18 protein-coding genes are annotated in these 16,890 nt (G+C 65.8%); 5 read left to right on the top strand and 13 right to left on the bottom strand.

Annotated elements, in window-relative coordinates:
- Positions 1–29: 29 nt before the first annotated feature.
- Positions 30–1,388, bottom strand: coding sequence for an NAD(P)H-dependent oxidoreductase (locus JL100_RS18220; protein WP_202678966.1), 1,359 nt, complete (start codon positions 1,386–1,388; stop codon positions 30–32).
- Between the two features lie 354 nt (positions 1,389–1,742).
- Positions 1,743–2,636, bottom strand: a complete 894-nt coding sequence (locus JL100_RS18215) for a LysR substrate-binding domain-containing protein (protein ID WP_202678965.1) — start codon at positions 2,634–2,636, stop codon at positions 1,743–1,745.
- Between the two features lie 123 nt (positions 2,637–2,759).
- On the opposite strand from JL100_RS18215, the gene JL100_RS18210 reads away from it, so the two are divergent.
- Positions 2,760–3,860, top strand: a complete 1,101-nt coding sequence (locus tag JL100_RS18210) for a glycerol dehydrogenase (protein WP_202678964.1) — start codon at positions 2,760–2,762, stop codon at positions 3,858–3,860.
- Between the two features lie 173 nt (positions 3,861–4,033).
- On the opposite strand, the gene JL100_RS18205 is transcribed toward JL100_RS18210, so the two are convergent.
- From JL100_RS18205 to JL100_RS18185, 5 genes are all read right to left on the bottom strand, one after another.
- Positions 4,034–4,543, bottom strand: coding sequence for a hypothetical protein (locus JL100_RS18205; RefSeq protein ID WP_202678963.1), 510 nt, complete (start codon positions 4,541–4,543; stop codon positions 4,034–4,036).
- A 53-nt stretch (positions 4,544–4,596) separates the two neighbouring features.
- Complete coding sequence (locus tag JL100_RS18200; protein ID WP_202678962.1) at positions 4,597–5,361, bottom strand: peptidoglycan-binding protein; 765 nt, start codon at positions 5,359–5,361, stop codon at positions 4,597–4,599.
- 84 nt (positions 5,362–5,445) lie between these two features.
- The gene (locus JL100_RS18195; protein ID WP_202678961.1) at positions 5,446–7,029 is read right to left on the bottom strand and encodes a hypothetical protein; all 1,584 of its coding nucleotides are present in this window, start codon (positions 7,027–7,029) and stop codon (positions 5,446–5,448) included.
- A gap of 81 nt (positions 7,030–7,110) precedes the next feature.
- The gene (locus tag JL100_RS18190; RefSeq protein ID WP_202678960.1) at positions 7,111–8,571 is read right to left on the bottom strand and encodes a hypothetical protein; all 1,461 of its coding nucleotides are present in this window, start codon (positions 8,569–8,571) and stop codon (positions 7,111–7,113) included.
- 35 nt (positions 8,572–8,606) lie between these two features.
- The gene (locus tag JL100_RS18185) at positions 8,607–9,917 is read right to left on the bottom strand and encodes a hemopexin repeat-containing protein (RefSeq protein ID WP_202678959.1); all 1,311 of its coding nucleotides are present in this window, start codon (positions 9,915–9,917) and stop codon (positions 8,607–8,609) included.
- 630 nt (positions 9,918–10,547) lie between these two features.
- Between JL100_RS18185 and JL100_RS18180 the strand changes: the two genes are divergently transcribed.
- Together JL100_RS18180 and JL100_RS18175 are read left to right on the top strand one after the other, a co-directional pair.
- Entirely contained in the window at positions 10,548–10,814 is a 267-nt protein-coding gene (locus JL100_RS18180) for a hypothetical protein (RefSeq protein WP_202678958.1), read from the top strand.
- 58 nt (positions 10,815–10,872) lie between these two features.
- Positions 10,873–11,205 carry a hypothetical protein gene (locus JL100_RS18175; protein ID WP_202678957.1) on the top strand — a complete coding sequence of 111 codons (333 nt, stop codon included), beginning with the start codon at positions 10,873–10,875 and terminating at the stop codon, positions 11,203–11,205.
- A gap of 17 nt (positions 11,206–11,222) precedes the next feature.
- On the opposite strand, the gene JL100_RS18170 is transcribed toward JL100_RS18175, so the two are convergent.
- From JL100_RS18170 to JL100_RS18145, 6 genes are all read right to left on the bottom strand, one after another.
- On the bottom strand, positions 11,223–11,387 hold the full coding sequence (locus JL100_RS18170) for a hypothetical protein (protein WP_202678956.1): 165 nt from the start codon (positions 11,385–11,387) through the stop codon (positions 11,223–11,225).
- Entirely contained in the window at positions 11,380–11,613 is a 234-nt protein-coding gene (locus tag JL100_RS18165) for a hypothetical protein (protein WP_228420776.1), read from the bottom strand. Before JL100_RS18165 ends, JL100_RS18170 begins: the two co-directional genes overlap by 8 nt.
- Entirely contained in the window at positions 11,610–12,476 is an 867-nt protein-coding gene (locus JL100_RS18160) for a transglutaminase-like domain-containing protein (RefSeq protein WP_202678955.1), read from the bottom strand. The genes JL100_RS18165 and JL100_RS18160 overlap by 4 nt, the downstream gene beginning before the upstream one ends.
- A gap of 103 nt (positions 12,477–12,579) precedes the next feature.
- A complete protein-coding gene (locus JL100_RS18155) occupies positions 12,580–13,545 on the bottom strand; it encodes a transglutaminase family protein (protein ID WP_228420775.1) in 966 nt (321 codons plus the stop codon).
- A 16-nt stretch (positions 13,546–13,561) separates the two neighbouring features.
- On the bottom strand, positions 13,562–13,708 hold the full coding sequence (locus JL100_RS18150) for a hypothetical protein (protein WP_202678954.1): 147 nt from the start codon (positions 13,706–13,708) through the stop codon (positions 13,562–13,564).
- 342 nt (positions 13,709–14,050) lie between these two features.
- Positions 14,051–14,440, bottom strand: a complete 390-nt coding sequence (locus tag JL100_RS18145) for a hypothetical protein (protein ID WP_202678953.1) — start codon at positions 14,438–14,440, stop codon at positions 14,051–14,053.
- 525 nt (positions 14,441–14,965) lie between these two features.
- Here JL100_RS18145 and nifB point away from each other — a divergent pair.
- Positions 14,966–16,510, top strand: coding sequence for a nitrogenase cofactor biosynthesis protein NifB (gene nifB, locus JL100_RS18140; RefSeq protein ID WP_202678952.1), 1,545 nt, complete (start codon positions 14,966–14,968; stop codon positions 16,508–16,510).
- A 131-nt stretch (positions 16,511–16,641) separates the two neighbouring features.
- A complete protein-coding gene (locus JL100_RS18135) occupies positions 16,642–16,833 on the top strand; it encodes a 4Fe-4S dicluster domain-containing protein (RefSeq protein ID WP_202678951.1) in 192 nt (63 codons plus the stop codon).
- Positions 16,834–16,890: the final 57 nt, after the last annotated feature.

Raw genomic sequence — 16,890 nt, 5'->3', positions numbered from 1 at the left:
TCGGCCTGGGTTCGCGTGCTCGTGGAAGCCTATGCCGCCTCGCTTTTCGTCCTGCCGAACTGCCGCTCCATGGTCCGGCGGAGATCGACCACATCAAGGTCGTTGACCAGTTCCACGTCGTCGAAGCTGACGACGGCGTCCTGCGCCACCGGCCGCTTCAGCTTGACATTGTGCGCGAGGCCGATCGGGAGCGCCGATGCCTCGAGGCTGCGCGTGGCCGGAATGGCATTCGCCCACACCGCGTATCCGCCCTCGCCGTCGAGCATTTCGCCGGCCTTCAGGTCGCGCTTGGCGGTCGCCACGGCGTCGCCGCGGAACTCCTTGGACGTGCCGGTCGCCTCGCCGCGCAGGACTGCGGACAGGACGCTGACGGAGGTTTCCAGGCCGATGATGTGGAAGGGCCGCCACATCGAGGCGTACCAGCCGGACGGATCGGTCAGCAGCCCGTACTGCTTGAAGCAGGCGCGGGAATATTCGTTGTGCGCCTTGAACGTCACGAAGACGCCGTAGCGGATGTTGTTCATGACCTCCCTGCCGTCCGGCTCCTGGCTCGCGGCGATGTCCACGAGGCCGCTGCGGGCCAGGCGTCCGCCGTCGGATGCCGGGCGGAAGACGCGCGCCAGGTCGTGGAGACCGGCGGGCGGGAAGGCGAGGCCGTCGTCGGGGCAATCGAGGCCGGTGCCGTTCGCGACGGCCGCCATCTCGATCGCCGCCTTGGTGCCGTCGGTGAAGGAATTGTACATTTTCGGATTGAAGTCGCCCTTCGCCACCTCCTCTTCCGTCCACCCGAAGAAGCTCCAGACGGTATCGGGCGTCGAGTAGCGGTAGCGCGGCTCGAAGTTCATGCCCTTGCCGGCGCTCGTCAGTTCGAACCCGCAGGCATGGACCCAGTCGACCAGCTCGCAGATCAGCGCCGGCTGGTCCCCGTAGGCCATGGAATAGACCAGGCCCCTGGCCCGGGCGCGCTCGGCGAGCAGCGGCCCGCAGAGCACGTCGGCCTCGACGTTGACCATGACGATGTGCTTGCCGTGGTCGATCGCCGCCATGGCGTGGCGGACGCCGGCGATCGGGTGTCCGGTCGCCTCGATGACGCACTCCACCTCTTCGCATCCCATCAGGGCGGCGACGTCGTCGGTCACGCAGGTGGTTCCCTTCCGGATCGCCTCGCCCATGCTCGCGGCGCCGCAGCGCTCTTGCGGCCAGCCGACCCGCTTCATCGACTCCCGGGCCTTGGCGACGTCGAGATCGACGACGCCGACCACATGGAACCCTGGGATCCTCTGGGCCTGGGAAAGCACCATCGAGCCGAACTTGCCGGCTCCGATGATGCCGACCCGAACCGGCCCGGTGGCCGAGGCCCGTTCGAGAAGCTTGGACGCGAGGTTCATCTTGAATCCTTCCAGAATGCTGATCGAGGGTGCGGGGAGGAGACGCGTCTCCCCATGCCGCCTGCGCGCGACGCGGCCGGCGGCTGTCCGGATTTCAAACCGGTATGGTCAGGGGTGGCTAGGGGAACCGGCGGCGCGCGGACGGCGCGCCCGTCAAGACGGTTCCCGGACTTCCGGATTCTGCATGGTTTCTGTCTCGTTTCCTCACCGTGCCCGCGCTCGCGGATCGTTTTGTTCTGCGGGGGTCCTCCGTGGGACCTCACTTCTTGCCGATCATGCTACGCGGGTCCGCGATGGCACCACAATTTAGATGTCCAGGACCGTTTGTTAGGTCAGCTAAACGATGGAAGCCGGTCAGCGGTTGGTCGCGGCGACCTCGGCCAGCCACGTGTCACGCTCCGCCCGGAGCCACTCGATGAAGGAGCGGACCTTGGACAGGCGCAGGCGATCGGGGGGACAGACGATCCACTGCGTGACCGCCGTGATCGGCGGCGGATTGGGCACGGGGCAGACCAGCCGTCCGTCGCGCAGCTCGTCCCACATCATCATGTTGCTCTCGAGCGCGATGCCGAGGCCGCCGGCCGCCGCATCCACCACCATGTGCGACCGGTCGAACAGGACCCGCTGCCAGCGCTGCTCCGGGGAAATGCCGACCGTCGCGAACCAGTGGGTCCATTGGACCGCTGATTTGACCGAATGGATCAGGCGATGCCGGAAGAAATCCGCCGGCTGCAGGCTTCCGGCCGCGGCGATGCTCGGCGAGCAGACGGGGAAGAAACGCTCCTCGGCCAGCCCCTCGACGAAAAGCCCGGGCCAGCGGCCCTCGCCGTGGCGGAGGTCCACGTCGACGTCCTCCCGGTCGAAGTTCGTGGGCTCGTTGGTTCCGTCGATCCGGACGTCGATCTGGGGATACCTGCCGATGAACGAGCCGAGCCGGGGAAGCAGCCACTTGGTCGAGAGGGTGGGCGCCGCGCGGACCGTCAGCACCGTCGCGGCCCGATAGCCGCGCAGCCGGTGCGTCGCCTCGGCGATCTGGTCGACCCCGTTGGAGATCATCTCGAAATAGCGCTCGCCGGCCTCGGTCAACTTGACCTGGCGCCCGACCTTGACCATCAGGGAGGTCCCGAGGAACAGCTCCAGGGAGTGGATCTGCTGGCTGATCGCCGACGGCGTGACCCCGAGTTCCTGCGCGGCGCTCGATATGCTGCCCGCCTTGACTGTCGCGTGGAACATGCTGATGGCGCGCATCGGAATCATTCGTGACCCATCCCCGGTTTACCCGGAATCAGCTTATCCGTTTCGCCGGACCGCTGATAGTTTGGTCACCAAACGTGGCCCAGGGGCCGCGCGCTGGCGGATGGAAGGACAGGTATGATCATCTTCGGCTCTCCCGGCCGTTACATCCAGGGTCCGGGAACACTCGACAGGATCGGCGAGGAGATCGGGCGGCTCGGCAAAAGCGCCGTGCTGGTCGCCGACGACGTGGTCGACGGGATCGTCGGAGGGAGGGTCGCTGCGAGCTGCGATGCCGCGGGCGTCGCCCTTGGCAGGCTGACCTTCGGCGGCGAGATCACGCCCGGGGAGATCGACCGGCTCTTCGGAGCGCTCGGCGGCGAACGCCCTGATGTGGTCATCGCGGCCGGCGGCGGGAAGTGCATCGATGCCGGCAAGGGGCTGGCGGCCAGGCTCGGTGCCGAGGTGGCGAGCCTGCCCACCATCGCCTCCAACGACGCGCCGACCAGCCACGTCTATGTGCTCTACGACGAGGATCACCGCCTGCTGCGGGTCGACAAGCTGCCGCGCAATCCCGCGCTGGTGCTGGTCGATACGGCGGTCATCGTCCGGGCGCCCCGCGTCCTCTTCCTCGCCGGCATCGGGGACGCGCTGGTCAAGTCCTTCGAGGCAGCCCAATGCGCCCGCGGCGGCGGGAGGAACATCTTTGGGGGCCGGCCGCCCCAGGCGGGCCTCGTCCTGGCCGACGCCTGCTACCGCTGCCTGCGCGACCACGCCGCCGCGGCGCTCGCGGCGGTGGACCGTAATGAAACCGACGAGGCTGTGGAGCGCGTGGTGGAGGCGACCGTCCTGTGGAGCGGCCTTGCCTTCGAGAATGGCGGACTGTCCATCGTCCATTCCATGACGCGCGGCCTGTCCGCCGTGCCGGCCGTGGCCGGGGCGTTGCACGGCCTTCAGGTCGCCTACGCGCTGCTGGTCCAGTTCCTGCTCGAAGGACGCGATCCCGCCTTCATGGAGGACCATCTGGCCTTCTACCGCGCGCTCGGCCTCCCCTGCGGGCTCGCCGACCTGGGGCTCGCCGCCCCGACCGACGACGACTATGCCGTCATCGCCGCGCTGACCCTCCAGGCCCCGCACGCCCGCAACTTCGAACGCGAACTCGCCGCGGAGGACCTGGTCCGGGCCATGCGTGCCCTTGACGGCGGGCAAGCACCCTGGAGCGGCTTCCGACCAAGTTGAACCGCTCCGGTCCATGCAGCCTGCCGTTCCACTCGTCGCGATGCGTCGGGCCACGGCCCAACCTGTGGTCTGATGCAGGGCGGAGGTGATGCGGGCCGTCGATCGTCGGTTGGGCCATGGCCCGACGCATCGGTCCGGCTGTCCCGGGCGGATCGACCTGATCGGGTACCGCTCTAAGGCGGCCCTAGCCGGAGAGGCAGCTGGTTCTCCTCGTCGCAGGTTCGCGGCCCATCGGCCAGGGCCCTGGCTTCCTCGTTGGTGACCGCGCGGCCGAGCAGGCAGGCCGCGTCCTCCTCCAGCCGGACGACGTACAGCCGGGTCCGCCGGGCGTCCTCCGATTGGCCCGCAACGCGGAAGATCAGCGCTCCGGGCCGCCCGCCGGGGAAGAGCCGCCACTCGACCTGATCGGCTCCCAGATTGGGGAAATCGCCGACCGGCGCGTCGTAGACGACCGCGTCCTCGGTCGTCCAGATCCGGCCGCCCCGGGCGACGTCGAGCCATGAACTGCGGTCGGACGAAACCAGCAGCAGGTCGATGCCCTGCCGCGTCGCGCACAGTTCCACGCCCAGGTCGAGCGCCTGGTAGATCTCCGTCGTCTCCGGTGGGGGCTGCCGGCATCCGCCCGCCGCCACGGAGGTATACTCGCTGACCTGCGCCCCGGCGGGCAGGGCGGCGATCAACATGCCCACCACCCCGGCCACCCAAGCCGCCTTGCCTCGCAGTTCTCGCATCGCCATCAAAGACCCAGAGCCTCGCGCGTCATGGGGCCTACAACACCGTCGGCGGAAAGTCCGTTCCGTGCCTGGAAGGCCATGACGGCGGCGTGGGTGCCGCGCCCGAAGATTCCGTCCTCGACCAGCTGGGCGCCGGCTTCGTTCAGTTTCCTCTGAAGCTCCAGCACCTCCGGGCCGCGGTCGCCAAGGCTCAGTACCGGGTCCGGCACGGTGGCCGGAGCCAATCCGTCCAGCAATCCTTCCCCGTGCCATTGCCGGATGAGTTCGTCGCTGCATTCGAAATGCATGGCGTCCTCGGTACGGAACCCGGCTCCCCAGTACCATCCGTGGGCATTGAAGATCGGTGCGATGCGCGTCAGGCCGATCTGGACCCTGCCGTCGCCGCGCCGGTCGAGGACTCCTTCCAGCGTGAGGTCGATGGCCGTTCCCCAGGAATGATTGCTGATCGAGGTATTGGAGCCCCGGACATTGCGGGCGCACAGCATGCCCGCATGGCCCATCACGGCGTATATGTCGGGCTCGTCGCTCTCGATGTCGGCCAGCACCCTTTCCAGGGAATCGACCGCAGGCTCAAGACCCCGGACCCTCAGGCGGCCCACCGTCCGGAACGTGATCAGGGAGGCCAGCCTGATATCCGTCACCTCCCGGCATTCCTGGTCATAGGATTGCCGCGGATTCCCGAGCAGGGACAGCATGGTCGCCTGCTTGGCGCTGCTGACGTTGGGGTTGATGCCGGCCGGAATGTTGACAAGCTCGGTGAAGGACATGGGACGACCTCTCGGGTTTGCGGGAATGCTGGACGGAATGCTTCCTGGGTCGGGCGACGGTGAAGACCGGGCCGGCGCGGGCCGTCAGGTCCACGTCAGTGTCGGATCGGGGTCGGGGCAGCGGGGCAGGGACCGGCAGACGAAGGCCAGCACGCCCAATTCGCCGCCGCTGAAGGCGGTCTGCCGCGTGACCTGCGGCGAAGGCGCCGGCTGCGGCCGGGGGAAGGGCAGCGGCCGGATGCCCGGCCGCTGGACCGCCAATTCCTTCTCCACGGAGGCGATGTCGGCGTACTTCGCGTCGAGCCGGTTGAAGGTCATGGCCTTCAGCGTCGCGGCGCCTGGCTGCGCGGCGGGCGCCACGGCCACCCCGGCGCCGCGCTCCACCGCGGCGACGTTGGCGACGCGCATGGTGGCCGCCGGCCGGACCGAGGCGGCCCGGGCCGTCATCACTCCGCCGGCGGCTTGGAGCGGTGACGCCACCCGATGGTCCCGCACGCGCACCGCCTGTTGCGGAATCGGCCGAGGGGCCATCGGCCCCGGAGAGACGGGGATGCTGTCCTTGCGGAGCCCGATGAACGGGCTGAGGACCAAGCCGGGCCGGACCGGCTCCGGCTGGCTGCCGGCGCGGCGTTCGACGACCAGGTTGCGCAGGAACACCACGGCGGCGATATAGCCCGGCAACTCGCCCCGGGGCGGGTTGGCGCCGTCGGACAGCAGCCGTCCGTCGTCGTTGAAGCGCCAGAAGCGGGCCTGGAAGACCTCCGGCGCGAACCAGTCCCGCAGGATCGTCACCGACGTGTACTCGAAGGAGACGCTGACGATGTCCGGCGACACCCCTGTCACGGCGAAGCGTTGCAGCAGGTCCGCGGGCGCCCGGGCCAGCAGCGCCCCGACCTCGGCGTTGCCGAGCGTGAAGGACGGCCAGGTGCCCGCATGCATGAAGTCGACCGGGCTGAAGCCGGTCGGCACCGACTTCACGCTGTTGAGGTCGCTTTGCGCATCGATGTCGAGCGACAGCCGGCTTCCCCATTGCGTCCAGGACTGGCTGGGGCCGCGCGCCGCGAACGCCTTGACGGTGGCGTAGGCGGCGTCGATCTCCTGGCGGAAGCCGGCGACGCGCCACAGATCTTCCGCCTCGCGGATCTTGCCGAGATAGGTCGGTCGCTCGACCTCGTCCCAGTATTTCCGCTCGTCCGGATCGGCCGAATCCGCGACCTCGATCTCCCTCTTGCGGAGCGTCTGGTTCCAGCCGAACCAGACGTCCCGATGCTGGTCGTAGGCTTTAAGCTTGTCGGAGGGCACGCGCTGGCCGGTGGCGGGGTCGGCGCGGTAGAGCGTCGCCTCGGCCGCGGCCAGCGCCGCCTGGTCCTCGGCCGAAAAGGTGCCCTGCGCCAGCTTCACCGGGCCGTGGACGACGCTGGCGAACGCATTCCAAAGATAGCGGTCGCTGAGGCTCATCAGCATCTCGCCGCTCGGCACCTGGTTGACGGCGCCGAGCCACGAGGTCTGGATCTGAAGTTCCCCCGGCGTCTGCGCGCCGTCGATGATCGACGCCAGACCGTCGCTCGTGAACGAGAGCGGCACGGTTGGAAACGAGATGAAGGTCCCCGGCTCGGCCAGAACGGCCTTCAGTTTCTCCATCAGGGCAAGCTGTACCGCTGCGTCCATGATCCTGTCCTCGATTGACGAAAGCTTCGCCGGAACCTGGCGTCCTGAAGCAGGGGCTTGCCCTGCCGGATACCGCCGGCGTTACTCGAAGGCTTCGGCCGGAATGTCGGGGAACGGATTGGGGCTCTTCGGCACCAGCCGGTTCACGAAGCCGATGATCTGCATGCCCGGTACCGTGATCGACTCGCCCGAAGCGTTGCTCTCGTAGCTGCGGCCGCTCTCGGATGACGAATAGTTGCCGCGCAGCGTGAACGGTCCCCATCCTGCGCTGGCGCTGGTGGACAGGCTGCTGGTATGCGCGCGGTAGGCCGACGCGAACTCGGACGACTTGATGTTGATCTTGCGCGCGAAGATGATGGAGGTCGGATATCCCACGAAGTTGCCCTTGGGCGGGTTCGCGCCGTCGGATGGGAACTCGTCGTAGTTCCACCCGCGGCCCCGGTCCAGCGTCCAGCCCCGGTTCATGAAGAACTCGGGATAGAACCAGGCCCGGGTGATCGGGATCTGCGCCAGCTCGAATCCCAGTTCGAAGTTGGAGACCGAAAAGTCGCTGGAATATTGCGAGCTCTGGCTCTGCACCCCGGCGCTGGCGTGCCACAGGCCCCAGCCGGCCGATCCCCCGGCGCTCCACGACCGGGACTTCTGCTCCATCTCGGAGGTCAGCTTGTTGGAATAGACCTTGTACTCGGTCCAGCCCTTGGCGTTCGCGAAGTTGCCCGGGATCGGCATCGCGTACAGGAAAGTCTGGCCCGGGCCGACCGCCGCGACCTTCGAATCGTCCAGGGATTCCAGCAGGCGCTGCTTCCACATCTTCATGCTGCGGGCCGTCATCTGGCCGATCGCCGCCCAGAGCTGCTCCACCTCGTTCCGGTATCCCATGGCCGCCCAGTTGCCTTCGGCCTGGCTCACCTTCATGCGGTAGAGCGGCTGGTTCGACGACCAGTCCATCACGGCCGCCTTGCCCTCGGCGCCGGTGGCGACCGCCGCCTGGATGCGCTTGTTGTTGTATTCCAAACGCGCGGCCAGGAAGTCCGCGAAGTATTTGTTATATGCCGCGACCGCCGGGGAATCCTCGGTGACCTGCTTTTCCTCGTCGGTGATGAAGTCCTTGATCGTGCGGGTCGTCTTCAGCTTGCCGCGCCACCGCTCCAGCTTCGCCAGGTTCTCGGGCGACAGCTCCTGGTCGACCACCTTCGACAGCCGCAGGATCTCGCCGTACATGTGCGACAGGCGTGCCTGCGACGTGCGGAACACCGCCACCTGCTTATCGAGCGTCAGCAGGCCCGAGACGTCGGGGATGAAATCGACCAGGGTCGAGAAGACATAGGCCTGCTGGAGCAGCCGCTTCTCCTCCTCGGCGGTGGCGCCGGTGCCCAGCCCCTTGGCCGCGAAATCGAAATCCGACTCCTCCATGGGCATGCCGGGGGTGCACCAAGTGATGAAGCTGTCGGCGGCCGCGGTCGTCGCGGCGTCGCCGCCGGTGACGATCTCGGCAAGTTGGGCGCGCAGCGTCCGGCCAAGCTCGTTCAGGGTGTATGCCATTGAAATGCTCCGTTGTGCGGGGTGACGCGGGCGCCTCACCAGGCGCCGCGGGTGGGGCCGATCTGCATGTGGATGTGGTCGGAGTGCTGCCGGCGCAGGCGAAGGTCGTCGGGCGTGCCGGCGCCGTGATAGTCGGGGCAGATCACGTAGCCCCCTTCGCCGATCTCGGTCGGCGGCCAGGGGTCCTTGCCCGCGCCTCGGCACTCGCACTCGAAAGTGCCGAAGGCGTAGACCCTTTTGAAAAGCTCCCACGCGGGCTCGTCGTCCTCGCTCAGCCGGTAGCTGGCGGGGTCGGATGCCGGCCGGCTGCCCCAGTCGCGCAGCACGTCCAGGGCGAAGGGCCGGCCGGAAAGCGAGCCTTCGATCCCGGCGAAGTCGATCGCGCGTCCGAGATTGTGGCAATCGTCCAGATTCGGCCCGCCATGGCCGATGCCCAGATGCGTGATCACCTCGACGTCGGGGCCGGATGCGTTGGCCCAGCGGGCGAGCCGCCACAGCGCCACCGCCATCCGCTGATCCACGTTGTCGATGGCGTCGGCGGCGCGGTTCAGCTTGTTGGCATAGCGCACGCCCGCGACCACGGCCGGCGCCAGCGCGATGCGCTGCCGGGGCGTCGGCGACAGGATCCGGCCATCGTCGCCGAGCTTCAGCGGGTTCTGCCCCTCCTTGAGCGTCAGCTGTCCACGCTGTGCCAGATGCGCCACGATGCCGTTGGCCTGTTCCGGCGTCAGCTCCCGGGCGGGCCGCATGAAGCCGGAGGGCAGGGGATCGATCGCCAATCGGTCGTTGGGCAGCGGCCCGGCGACGACAGCGTCGCTCGGCAGATCATAGATGACGTGCTCGGTGCCCCGGAAGAACACGACGGTCATTCCGTCGGGACAAAGGGCGGCGTCCACCCCGTCGGTCCAGACGCCCGGCCAGTTCTCGGCGATGCTGCGGGGATATCCCGGATCGGCGCGGTCCAGCGCCATGTCGTAGCGGATGTAGGATTCGCCCCTGAAGAAATAGATCTTGCCGTTGCCGGCGTTGAAGGCGGCATCGATCCCCGACGGCCACAAGCCCGGCCAGCCATGGGCGACGATGCGCGGTTCGGGATAATCGACCTGCTGCGTGCGCAAATCGAAGCGCACGAACTCGGGACCGTTGAAGAAGAACGCCTTGCCGCAGCCCCAGTACACGGGAACGACCTTCCCCATGGGCCAGAGCCCGGCGAAACGGTCCGTCACCGGCAGCGGCCCGTCGCCAACCGTGCCGGAGACAGCGTCGAGGACGTGGTAGACATTATCCGAGAACAGCAGGCACTCATCGCTGGGCAATGCCACCGATCCGGTAAGCTGACTTGGCATGATGTATCTCCTCAGGAAGTCGTCGTGACATATCCCAGAAGAAAATAATCGCTCAGTCTGCGACGCTTTTATGTGAAGTAATTCACTTCCAGTCATAAAAACAAAGCGTTTATTGGAAACCGTAGGTAAGGTATAGAGAAGCGACACCCGACATCTGTGCTCCCGCTTTACGGGTGATGAATGACTCACCCTGTCCTGAATCCAAAACTCCTGTTTGTCGGGTGCCGCTTCGCTATACCCGACCTACGTGCAACAGCATTATTCCATGCCAAATGCTGAGCGCGTTTGATCAATCCAGAAACATTCCGCAAAATGATAATATCAGGATCGCTCGGCGCCGGATTTCTCCTCATGGTGCGCGCTTCTCTTCTGGATTAACTTACAATCCACTCCCGATCCGTAAGACTACAATGCATTTTCTGTGAGCAGATTTCTACCATCTCTAGGTGCTTAACACCTAAATGGCTTGCGAAGACTTCCCGACCGGACCACGCAGGCCCCGGTCAGATCCCGAGGGCAATTGTATGGATGAAAAACGCCCGGGCAGTGCCCACATATCGCGAAGGGATAACGCTCCCGATGCGGCTCCAGTCCGGAGCATGCCGGGATTGGCGCTGCGGAAGGCGGACCATGACTCAGCGCACGGTGCACAGCACCATCACTTTCGTCAATCCGTTCCGACTGAGCGGCTTCGATGAACCCTTGCCGGCGGGAACCTACAAGGTCGAGACCTATGAGGAACTCATCGAAGGGCTCTCATTTCCCGCCTACCGGCGGACCGAGACTCTGATGTTCCTGCCCCCGCCGCCCGGCGAGCCGAACCTGACCCAGGTCGCCGTGATCGATCCCGTCGAACTGGAGGAAGCCCGGCAACGGGACGAAGCGGGCAAAGGCTGATTTCACCCTCTTCGGCCCGGGTTCGCCAGATACTTGAAAATCAATCGAAAGGATCGGCATGACGACGGACCCCGTCGAACTCGACGCTCGCAGGGGCATGGCTGCACAAAAGGCCACCGAAGACCGGCGGCACACCGCCGAGGTCGAGGCGGATCGGGCGATGCTTCGCCAGCACCAGGACGAAATGGAAGAGGCGTTGTGCGCCGGTCCCGCGACGACATGGGAGGAGGCCGGCAAGAAGGCCCTGTATCTCATCACCCTCTTCGCCGGGACTGCGGAGGGCCACGACCCGCGGCATAGGCAACTCATCGCCAGCGCCCTGGAGGACATCCGGCGCCTGTCCGGCGATCCTCGGGCGGAAGGGGAGCCGCCGGGCGGCAGCGGGACCTGATCCCGGCGGAAGTCCGGTCAGGTGCCCGCCGGGCCGTCCAGAAGCAGCCTTTTCCGGGCGGTCGCCAGCCAGGGGTCCCTCACCACGAGGCTGCGCTCCGCCCATGGAACCCCGTCGGGAGCGCTCGCCTCGTAAAGCTTCTGGGCGAGCGCTTCCACGTCGTGCCGTCTCAACTCAGCCAAGCTGACTCTCCCGAACGACCCGCTCCTGGCTGTTCTGAACGCTCTTGACCCGATACTGGTTGTCGGCGCCTTCCGGCGGAAGGTGGCGGACGATTTCATAGCGGCCCACCGATTTCTCGCGGGGCGATGCGGCCGGCGTGAAGTCGACAAGCTGTCCGACCTCGTACTTGTGGTGGCCGACTTCGGACATGACCCGTGCGGGCGTGGTGCTGCGGCGGTTCGTCATTGTTGTTCTCCCAGGTGCCGGCCAGGGGGACTGGCCAAAGGAACAGGCTTGCCGTCAGAGGTGATCTCGTCGGTCCATACGGTGAAGCCTGTCAGCGTATTGGGGCCGAAGGTCGTGCTGATGGCGACGTCGACGGCATCGCGCCCACGGGCGATCAGGACCCTGCCGATGCGCGGCGTGTTGTTGCGGGCGTCGAAGGTGTACCACTGGCCGCCCAGATAGGCTTCGAACCAGCCGGCGAAATCCATCACGCCGTAAGGCGGCGGCACTCCGATGTCGCCGAGATAACCGGTGCAATAGCGCGCCGGAATGTTCATGCAGCGGCAGAAAGTGATCGCGAGATGGGCATAGTCGCGGCAGACCCCCACGCCCTCGTTATAGGCCTCGAAGGCCGTCCGGGTTGCCCGGGCCTGCATGTAGTCGAACTTGATGTGCTCGTGGACGAAATCGCAGATCGCCTGCACCCGGTCCCATCCGGGCTTGGTCCCGCTGAACAGTTTCCAGGCGGTGTCGCTGAGAAGCTCGGTCTCGCAATAGCGGCTGGCCAGCAGGAAAACCAGCGCCTCCTCCGGCAGTTCCTCCAGCGTGTGCTGCCGGGCCTCCGGAACGACCAGATCGGGCTTGCCGCTGTCGCGGACGACCGCGGTCGTGCTGATCCGCGTCACGCCCTTGGGCGCCGTGATCCGGCTGCACCAGTTTCCGAACCCGTCGCGATAGGCCGTGATCGGCACCGGCGGTTCGGTGACGAGGTGGTCGGGCACCACGATGTCGGAGGCGCGGGTATAGTGGATGTTGAGCATCAGGAGCATCGGTGTCGGCTGGGGACACTCGTAGACCAGCTCGTATCCGACCTTGATTTTCATGGTTGGGCTCCTTCGTGTTGATGCCGGGCATGTCGATGGCGATCTTGCTCCTGCATGACATGGGCCAGTCGGTGTCGGCTGACGGCAGGGGTAGCCGGCGCGTTCAGGCGGCACCCTCGTCCAGCACGCTCACGCTGACGTCCATCCCCAGGAAACTGGACCGTGTTCCCGTATAGGTTCCCCACAGCGGCAGCGCCTGCGCGGGCGCCCAGGCGACTGCGACGCGGATCAGGTTGCGGTTTCCGATGATGCTGTTGGTCGGATCGAAATCCACCCATCCGGCCCCGGGCAGATAGACCTGAAGCCAGGCATGGGTCGCTCCGCCGCCGATGACCGGAACGGACTCTGCGCCGGGCACGAAGATGTAGCCGCTGACGAAACGGGCGGCCAGGCCGAGTGCCCGGACCCCTTCCATCATCAGGAACGCATAGTCGCGGCAGGTGCCCGTGCCCTTCGCCAGGGTCTCGGCCGGCGTCTGGACACCGCGCTCGTGCCGCCGCGAGTATGTCAGCTGTTCGCGGATGCCCAGGGTGATCTTGCGAAGCAGTGCCATGGTGCCGATCCTGCCGCCCGCGGGGAGGAACCCGGCGGCCCAGCGGTCCACTTCGCCGGCCGGATTATGACGCTCCAGCGCCCGGACGAGGTCGAGGCGTTCCTCGCGCGAATAGGCGAACGGAAAATCCTGCGCATCGTCGGCCAAAGCGTAATCGGGGTGCGGCGCCTCGATATGCTCCAGCGTCACCTCGCTGTCGAACACAAGTTCGGCCGTCTCGGTGTCGAAGCTCGCGATCGCCAGCGAGTTGTCGAAAACGTCGTGGAGCCAGCGCAGGCTCCGCGGTTCCGGAGAGATGCTCAGCCGCGTCCTGACCAGCCGGAGGTCATGGCTTTCCCGCGGCCGGAACATCATCTGGTGATCGCCCAGCCTGACCGGGCAGGCATAGCGGTATGCCGTCACGTGGCGCACGGTCAGAAGCCGGGGCGAAGCCGCGGGGGAGCCGAGGGGCAGGACAACCGTTTGCTGGTCCGTCAGGTGGATCGCCCCCCTGGATACGGTCTCTGGGAACGCCAAGTGAACGGCACCACGATCACATCGGCATCCGTAGCGCGGCGGCGGTCTTCGGCGGGACCGACCGGCCCGACGGCGGCATGATGGAGGATTTCACCGCCGGAGCGGCTTTCTCCTTCTTCGGTTTCTTCGCTTCGCGATTACTCTTTTTCTGACCCTTGGCCATGGCGATTCCCCTGATGTGGCGGCGAGAACGAAGCGGCCTTGCAGATCCCGGCGCTGAATCCCCGGCTTCCAGATACAGGACCATGAGAGGCGAGCGCAGTTTTCGGATAACTGGATGTGGTGACGGAAAATAAAATTACAAGTAACTCCGCTGAATAATAGTTCCTCGTACTATCCGTTCGGCTGATTCTTATGGAGCGGATACGCGGTATAGGAGCCAGTCCGGACGGCAGCCCCGCCTTCTGCCGCATCGGTCAACTCCACGCTGCCCCGTTTAGGGTGGAGTCACGACTGTCCGGCACGCTGAATGCTTACTCATGAAAAATTGGGGAGCAACTGCAGGTCAGGTCATCGAACCGGCTTGGACGGTCTCCTCCAGGGACTTCAGGTCGCCATGCATCAGAAGCTCTTCACCGTTCCAGATGCAATGGTAAGGCGTCTCCGGCGACAGGACTTGGCCTCCCCCAGGCTTCCCGGGACCGGCTTCCACGGAGCTCGCATTCTTCCATTTCACATAGATGGTCACGAGGGTCCTGTCCTCATCCTGCTCCAGATACGGGTGCGAGTAGATCAGCGAGCCGCCCGGAGGAACGAGGCTTCTCGACAGGTCGATGCACAGGTTGACCTTCTGAAGACTTTCCTGGCGGTCGGGAGCCAGAGTCTCGTAAGCCCCAGCCGCCGTTGGAAAAGCGAACAGAAGCGCGCAACACGTAACTCGGCAACTATTGTTCATTATCATCGCCGATCCTAACCGTATAAATCAAGATATGCAGGTCAAGTTGGATTGGGAGGCAAATACAACAATCCTCTCTGATGAGACTGATCCCTAAGACAGAATGATCGCGCCGCACGGCCAACCCTTATAGCCTGTATCTACACCGTAAGTCTGCCATCCGATTGGTTTGGGTATCACGTTGCACTTGGGGTGTCGAGATCGCTTTCCGTCCCGTTCGGAATTGAGCTTTCCGAACCCGCCTCGCTGTCTTGCCGCTCCCGGCGGCCTCGCGAAGCTCAGCGCCACCTCCTCCGGGTATGACAATGACCGGAAACCGTCCCCGAACCATGTCGGATACCCGACATGATCCCGACAGCGGACCGGAGCGTCGCGTTGCAGACATGACACTGCGGGGTCCCGCCTGGGTGGGCAAGTCTTTGTTCTAAAAAGGATTTTCTCAAGACATCATGACTGGCCCCGTTCTTGCTCAGTCCTCCGGCAGAGCGTCTAGGCGCCCTTCGGCTGCAAGGGAAGGATTGGACCATGAATGTAATCTCGTTGGACAGCATCCTCGGCGTGGGGGAGTTGAAGTCCCAGCCGGCACCGGCCGCTTCGGGCTGCACGACATCCAGTTGCGGCTCTTCGGACGGTCCTTCGGACATGACGCCGGAAGTATGGGAGAAGGTCAAGAACCATCCCTGCTACAGCGAAGAGGCCCACCACTACTATGCGCGCATGCATGTCGCCGTGGCTCCGGCCTGCAACATCCAATGCAACTACTGCAACCGCAAGTACGACTGCGCCAACGAGAGCCGCCCCGGCGTCGTCAGCGAGAAGCTGACCGCCGAGCAGGCCGTCCGCAAGGTGCTGGCCGTTGCCGCCGAAATCCCGCAGCTCTCCGTGGTCGGCATCGCCGGGCCGGGCGACAGCCTCGCGGCCGGCGCCAAGCAGACGATCGAGACCTTCGAGCAGCTCTCAAAGCTGGCGCCGGACATCAAGCTGTGCCTGTCCACCAACGGGCTGGCCCTGCCGGACTATGTGGACCGCATCAAGGACCTGAACATCGACCACGTCACGATCACCATCAACATGGTCGATCCCGAGGTCGGCCAGCACATCTACCCCTGGATCTTCTACGACCATAAGCGCTGGACCGGGATCGAGGCGTCGAAGATCCTCCACGAGCGCCAGATGCTGGGGCTGGAGATGCTGCGCGACGCCGGCATCCTCGCCAAGATCAACTCGGTGATGATCCCCGGCATCAACGACGAGCACCTGATGGACGTCAACCGCGAGGTCAAGGCCCGCGGCGCGTTCCTGCACAACATCATGCCGCTGATCTCCGACGCGGCGCACGGCACCCATTTCGGCCTGACCGGCCAGCGGGGACCGACCGCGCAGGAACTGAAGGCGCTCCAGGACAAGTGCGAAGGCGACATGAAGCTGATGCGCCATTGCCGCCAGTGCCGCGCCGACGCCGTCGGCCTGCTGGGCGAGGACCGGGGCTCGGAGTTCACCGCCGAGAAGGTGATGGAGATGGACATCGACATCGACGGCGGCGGCTTCACCAAGCGCGAGACCTACCGCGAGCATGTCGAGGCCGAGCGGGCCCAGCGCCACCAGTCCAAGGCCGCCGCCATCGCCGAGGTCGCCCACATCGCCGGCGAGAAGCCGATCCTGATCGCCGTGGCGACCAAGGGCGGCGAGCGGATCAACGAGCATTTCGGCCACGCCAAGGAATTCCAGATCTACGAGGTCGATGCCCGGGGCGCCAAGTTCGTCGGCCACCGCCGCGTCGATCTCTATTGCGAGGGTGGCTCCGGCGACGAGGACGGGCTGGAAACCATCATCCAGGCGATCAACGACTGCGTCGCCGTGCTGGTCGCCAAGATCGGCGGCTGCCCGAGCAAGTCCCTGGAAGCGGCCGGGATCGAGCCGGTGGACCGCTTCGCCTTCGAATACATCGAGGAATCGGCCCTGGCCTATTACGCCGCCTATACCGAGCGGCTCGGCACGGGTGCGATCCGCGAGAAGATCGGCGCCGACGCGGTGATCCGCCAGGGCGCCTATACCGCGCGGCGTGCCTGACCGGGGCTGAGCGGCCCCTTGCGGCGCATGGTGCGCTGATTGACCACCTTGGCGGGAATGCCGTGTGGTCCGAGAATGAACGATGCGAGCGGAATTCCGGCGGCGAGGCCGGATACAACAGGAGAAAACCGATGGCCTACAAGATCAAAGCGAGCGATTGCACCGTCTGCGGCGCCTGCGAAGCCGAATGCCCGAACGAGGCGATCAGCTTCAAGAAGGGCACCTACGTGATCGACCCGTCCAAGTGCACCGAGTGCCAGGGCAGCTTCGACGCCCCGCAGTGCGCGGCCGTCTGCCCGGCCGACTGCTGCGTGCCGGCCTGACGCCCCGAATCCGGAGCCTCGGGAGTACGGGAAGGCGCCGGTCCAGGCGTCTTCCCG

It is taken from the genome of Skermanella mucosa (assembly GCF_016765655.2).
In the GTDB taxonomy this organism is placed as follows: domain Bacteria; phylum Pseudomonadota; class Alphaproteobacteria; order Azospirillales; family Azospirillaceae; genus Skermanella; species Skermanella mucosa.
This window is presented reverse-complemented; position numbering and strand designations above follow the sequence as displayed.

Excerpts from the sequence above, each read along its gene's own strand:
- JL100_RS18150 (WP_202678954.1), bottom strand. The coding sequence starts at position 13,708 with ATGGCCAAGGGTCAGAAAAAGAGTAATCGCGAAGCGAAGAAACCGAAG.
- JL100_RS18180 (WP_202678958.1), top strand. The coding sequence starts at position 10,548 with ATGACTCAGCGCACGGTGCACAGCACCATCACTTTCGTCAATCCGTTC.
- JL100_RS18205 (WP_202678963.1), bottom strand. The coding sequence starts at position 4,543 with ATGTTGATCGCCGCCCTGCCCGCCGGGGCGCAGGTCAGCGAGTATACC.
- JL100_RS18190 (WP_202678960.1), bottom strand. The coding sequence starts at position 8,571 with ATGGCATACACCCTGAACGAGCTTGGCCGGACGCTGCGCGCCCAACTT.
- JL100_RS18175 (WP_202678957.1), top strand. The coding sequence starts at position 10,873 with ATGACGACGGACCCCGTCGAACTCGACGCTCGCAGGGGCATGGCTGCA.
- JL100_RS18210 (WP_202678964.1), top strand. The coding sequence starts at position 2,760 with ATGATCATCTTCGGCTCTCCCGGCCGTTACATCCAGGGTCCGGGAACA.
- JL100_RS18185 (WP_202678959.1), bottom strand. The coding sequence starts at position 9,917 with ATGCCAAGTCAGCTTACCGGATCGGTGGCATTGCCCAGCGATGAGTGC.
- JL100_RS18165 (WP_228420776.1), bottom strand. The coding sequence starts at position 11,613 with ATGACGAACCGCCGCAGCACCACGCCCGCACGGGTCATGTCCGAAGTC.
- JL100_RS18135 (WP_202678951.1), top strand. The coding sequence starts at position 16,642 with ATGGCCTACAAGATCAAAGCGAGCGATTGCACCGTCTGCGGCGCCTGC.
- JL100_RS18195 (WP_202678961.1), bottom strand. The coding sequence starts at position 7,029 with ATGGACGCAGCGGTACAGCTTGCCCTGATGGAGAAACTGAAGGCCGTT.
- JL100_RS18160 (WP_202678955.1), bottom strand. The coding sequence starts at position 12,476 with ATGAAAATCAAGGTCGGATACGAGCTGGTCTACGAGTGTCCCCAGCCG.
- JL100_RS18215 (WP_202678965.1), bottom strand. The coding sequence starts at position 2,636 with ATGCGCGCCATCAGCATGTTCCACGCGACAGTCAAGGCGGGCAGCATA.
- JL100_RS18145 (WP_202678953.1), bottom strand. The coding sequence starts at position 14,440 with ATGAACAATAGTTGCCGAGTTACGTGTTGCGCGCTTCTGTTCGCTTTT.
- JL100_RS18220 (WP_202678966.1), bottom strand. The coding sequence starts at position 1,388 with ATGAACCTCGCGTCCAAGCTTCTCGAACGGGCCTCGGCCACCGGGCCG.
- JL100_RS18200 (WP_202678962.1), bottom strand. The coding sequence starts at position 5,361 with ATGTCCTTCACCGAGCTTGTCAACATTCCGGCCGGCATCAACCCCAAC.
- nifB (WP_202678952.1), top strand. The coding sequence starts at position 14,966 with ATGAATGTAATCTCGTTGGACAGCATCCTCGGCGTGGGGGAGTTGAAG.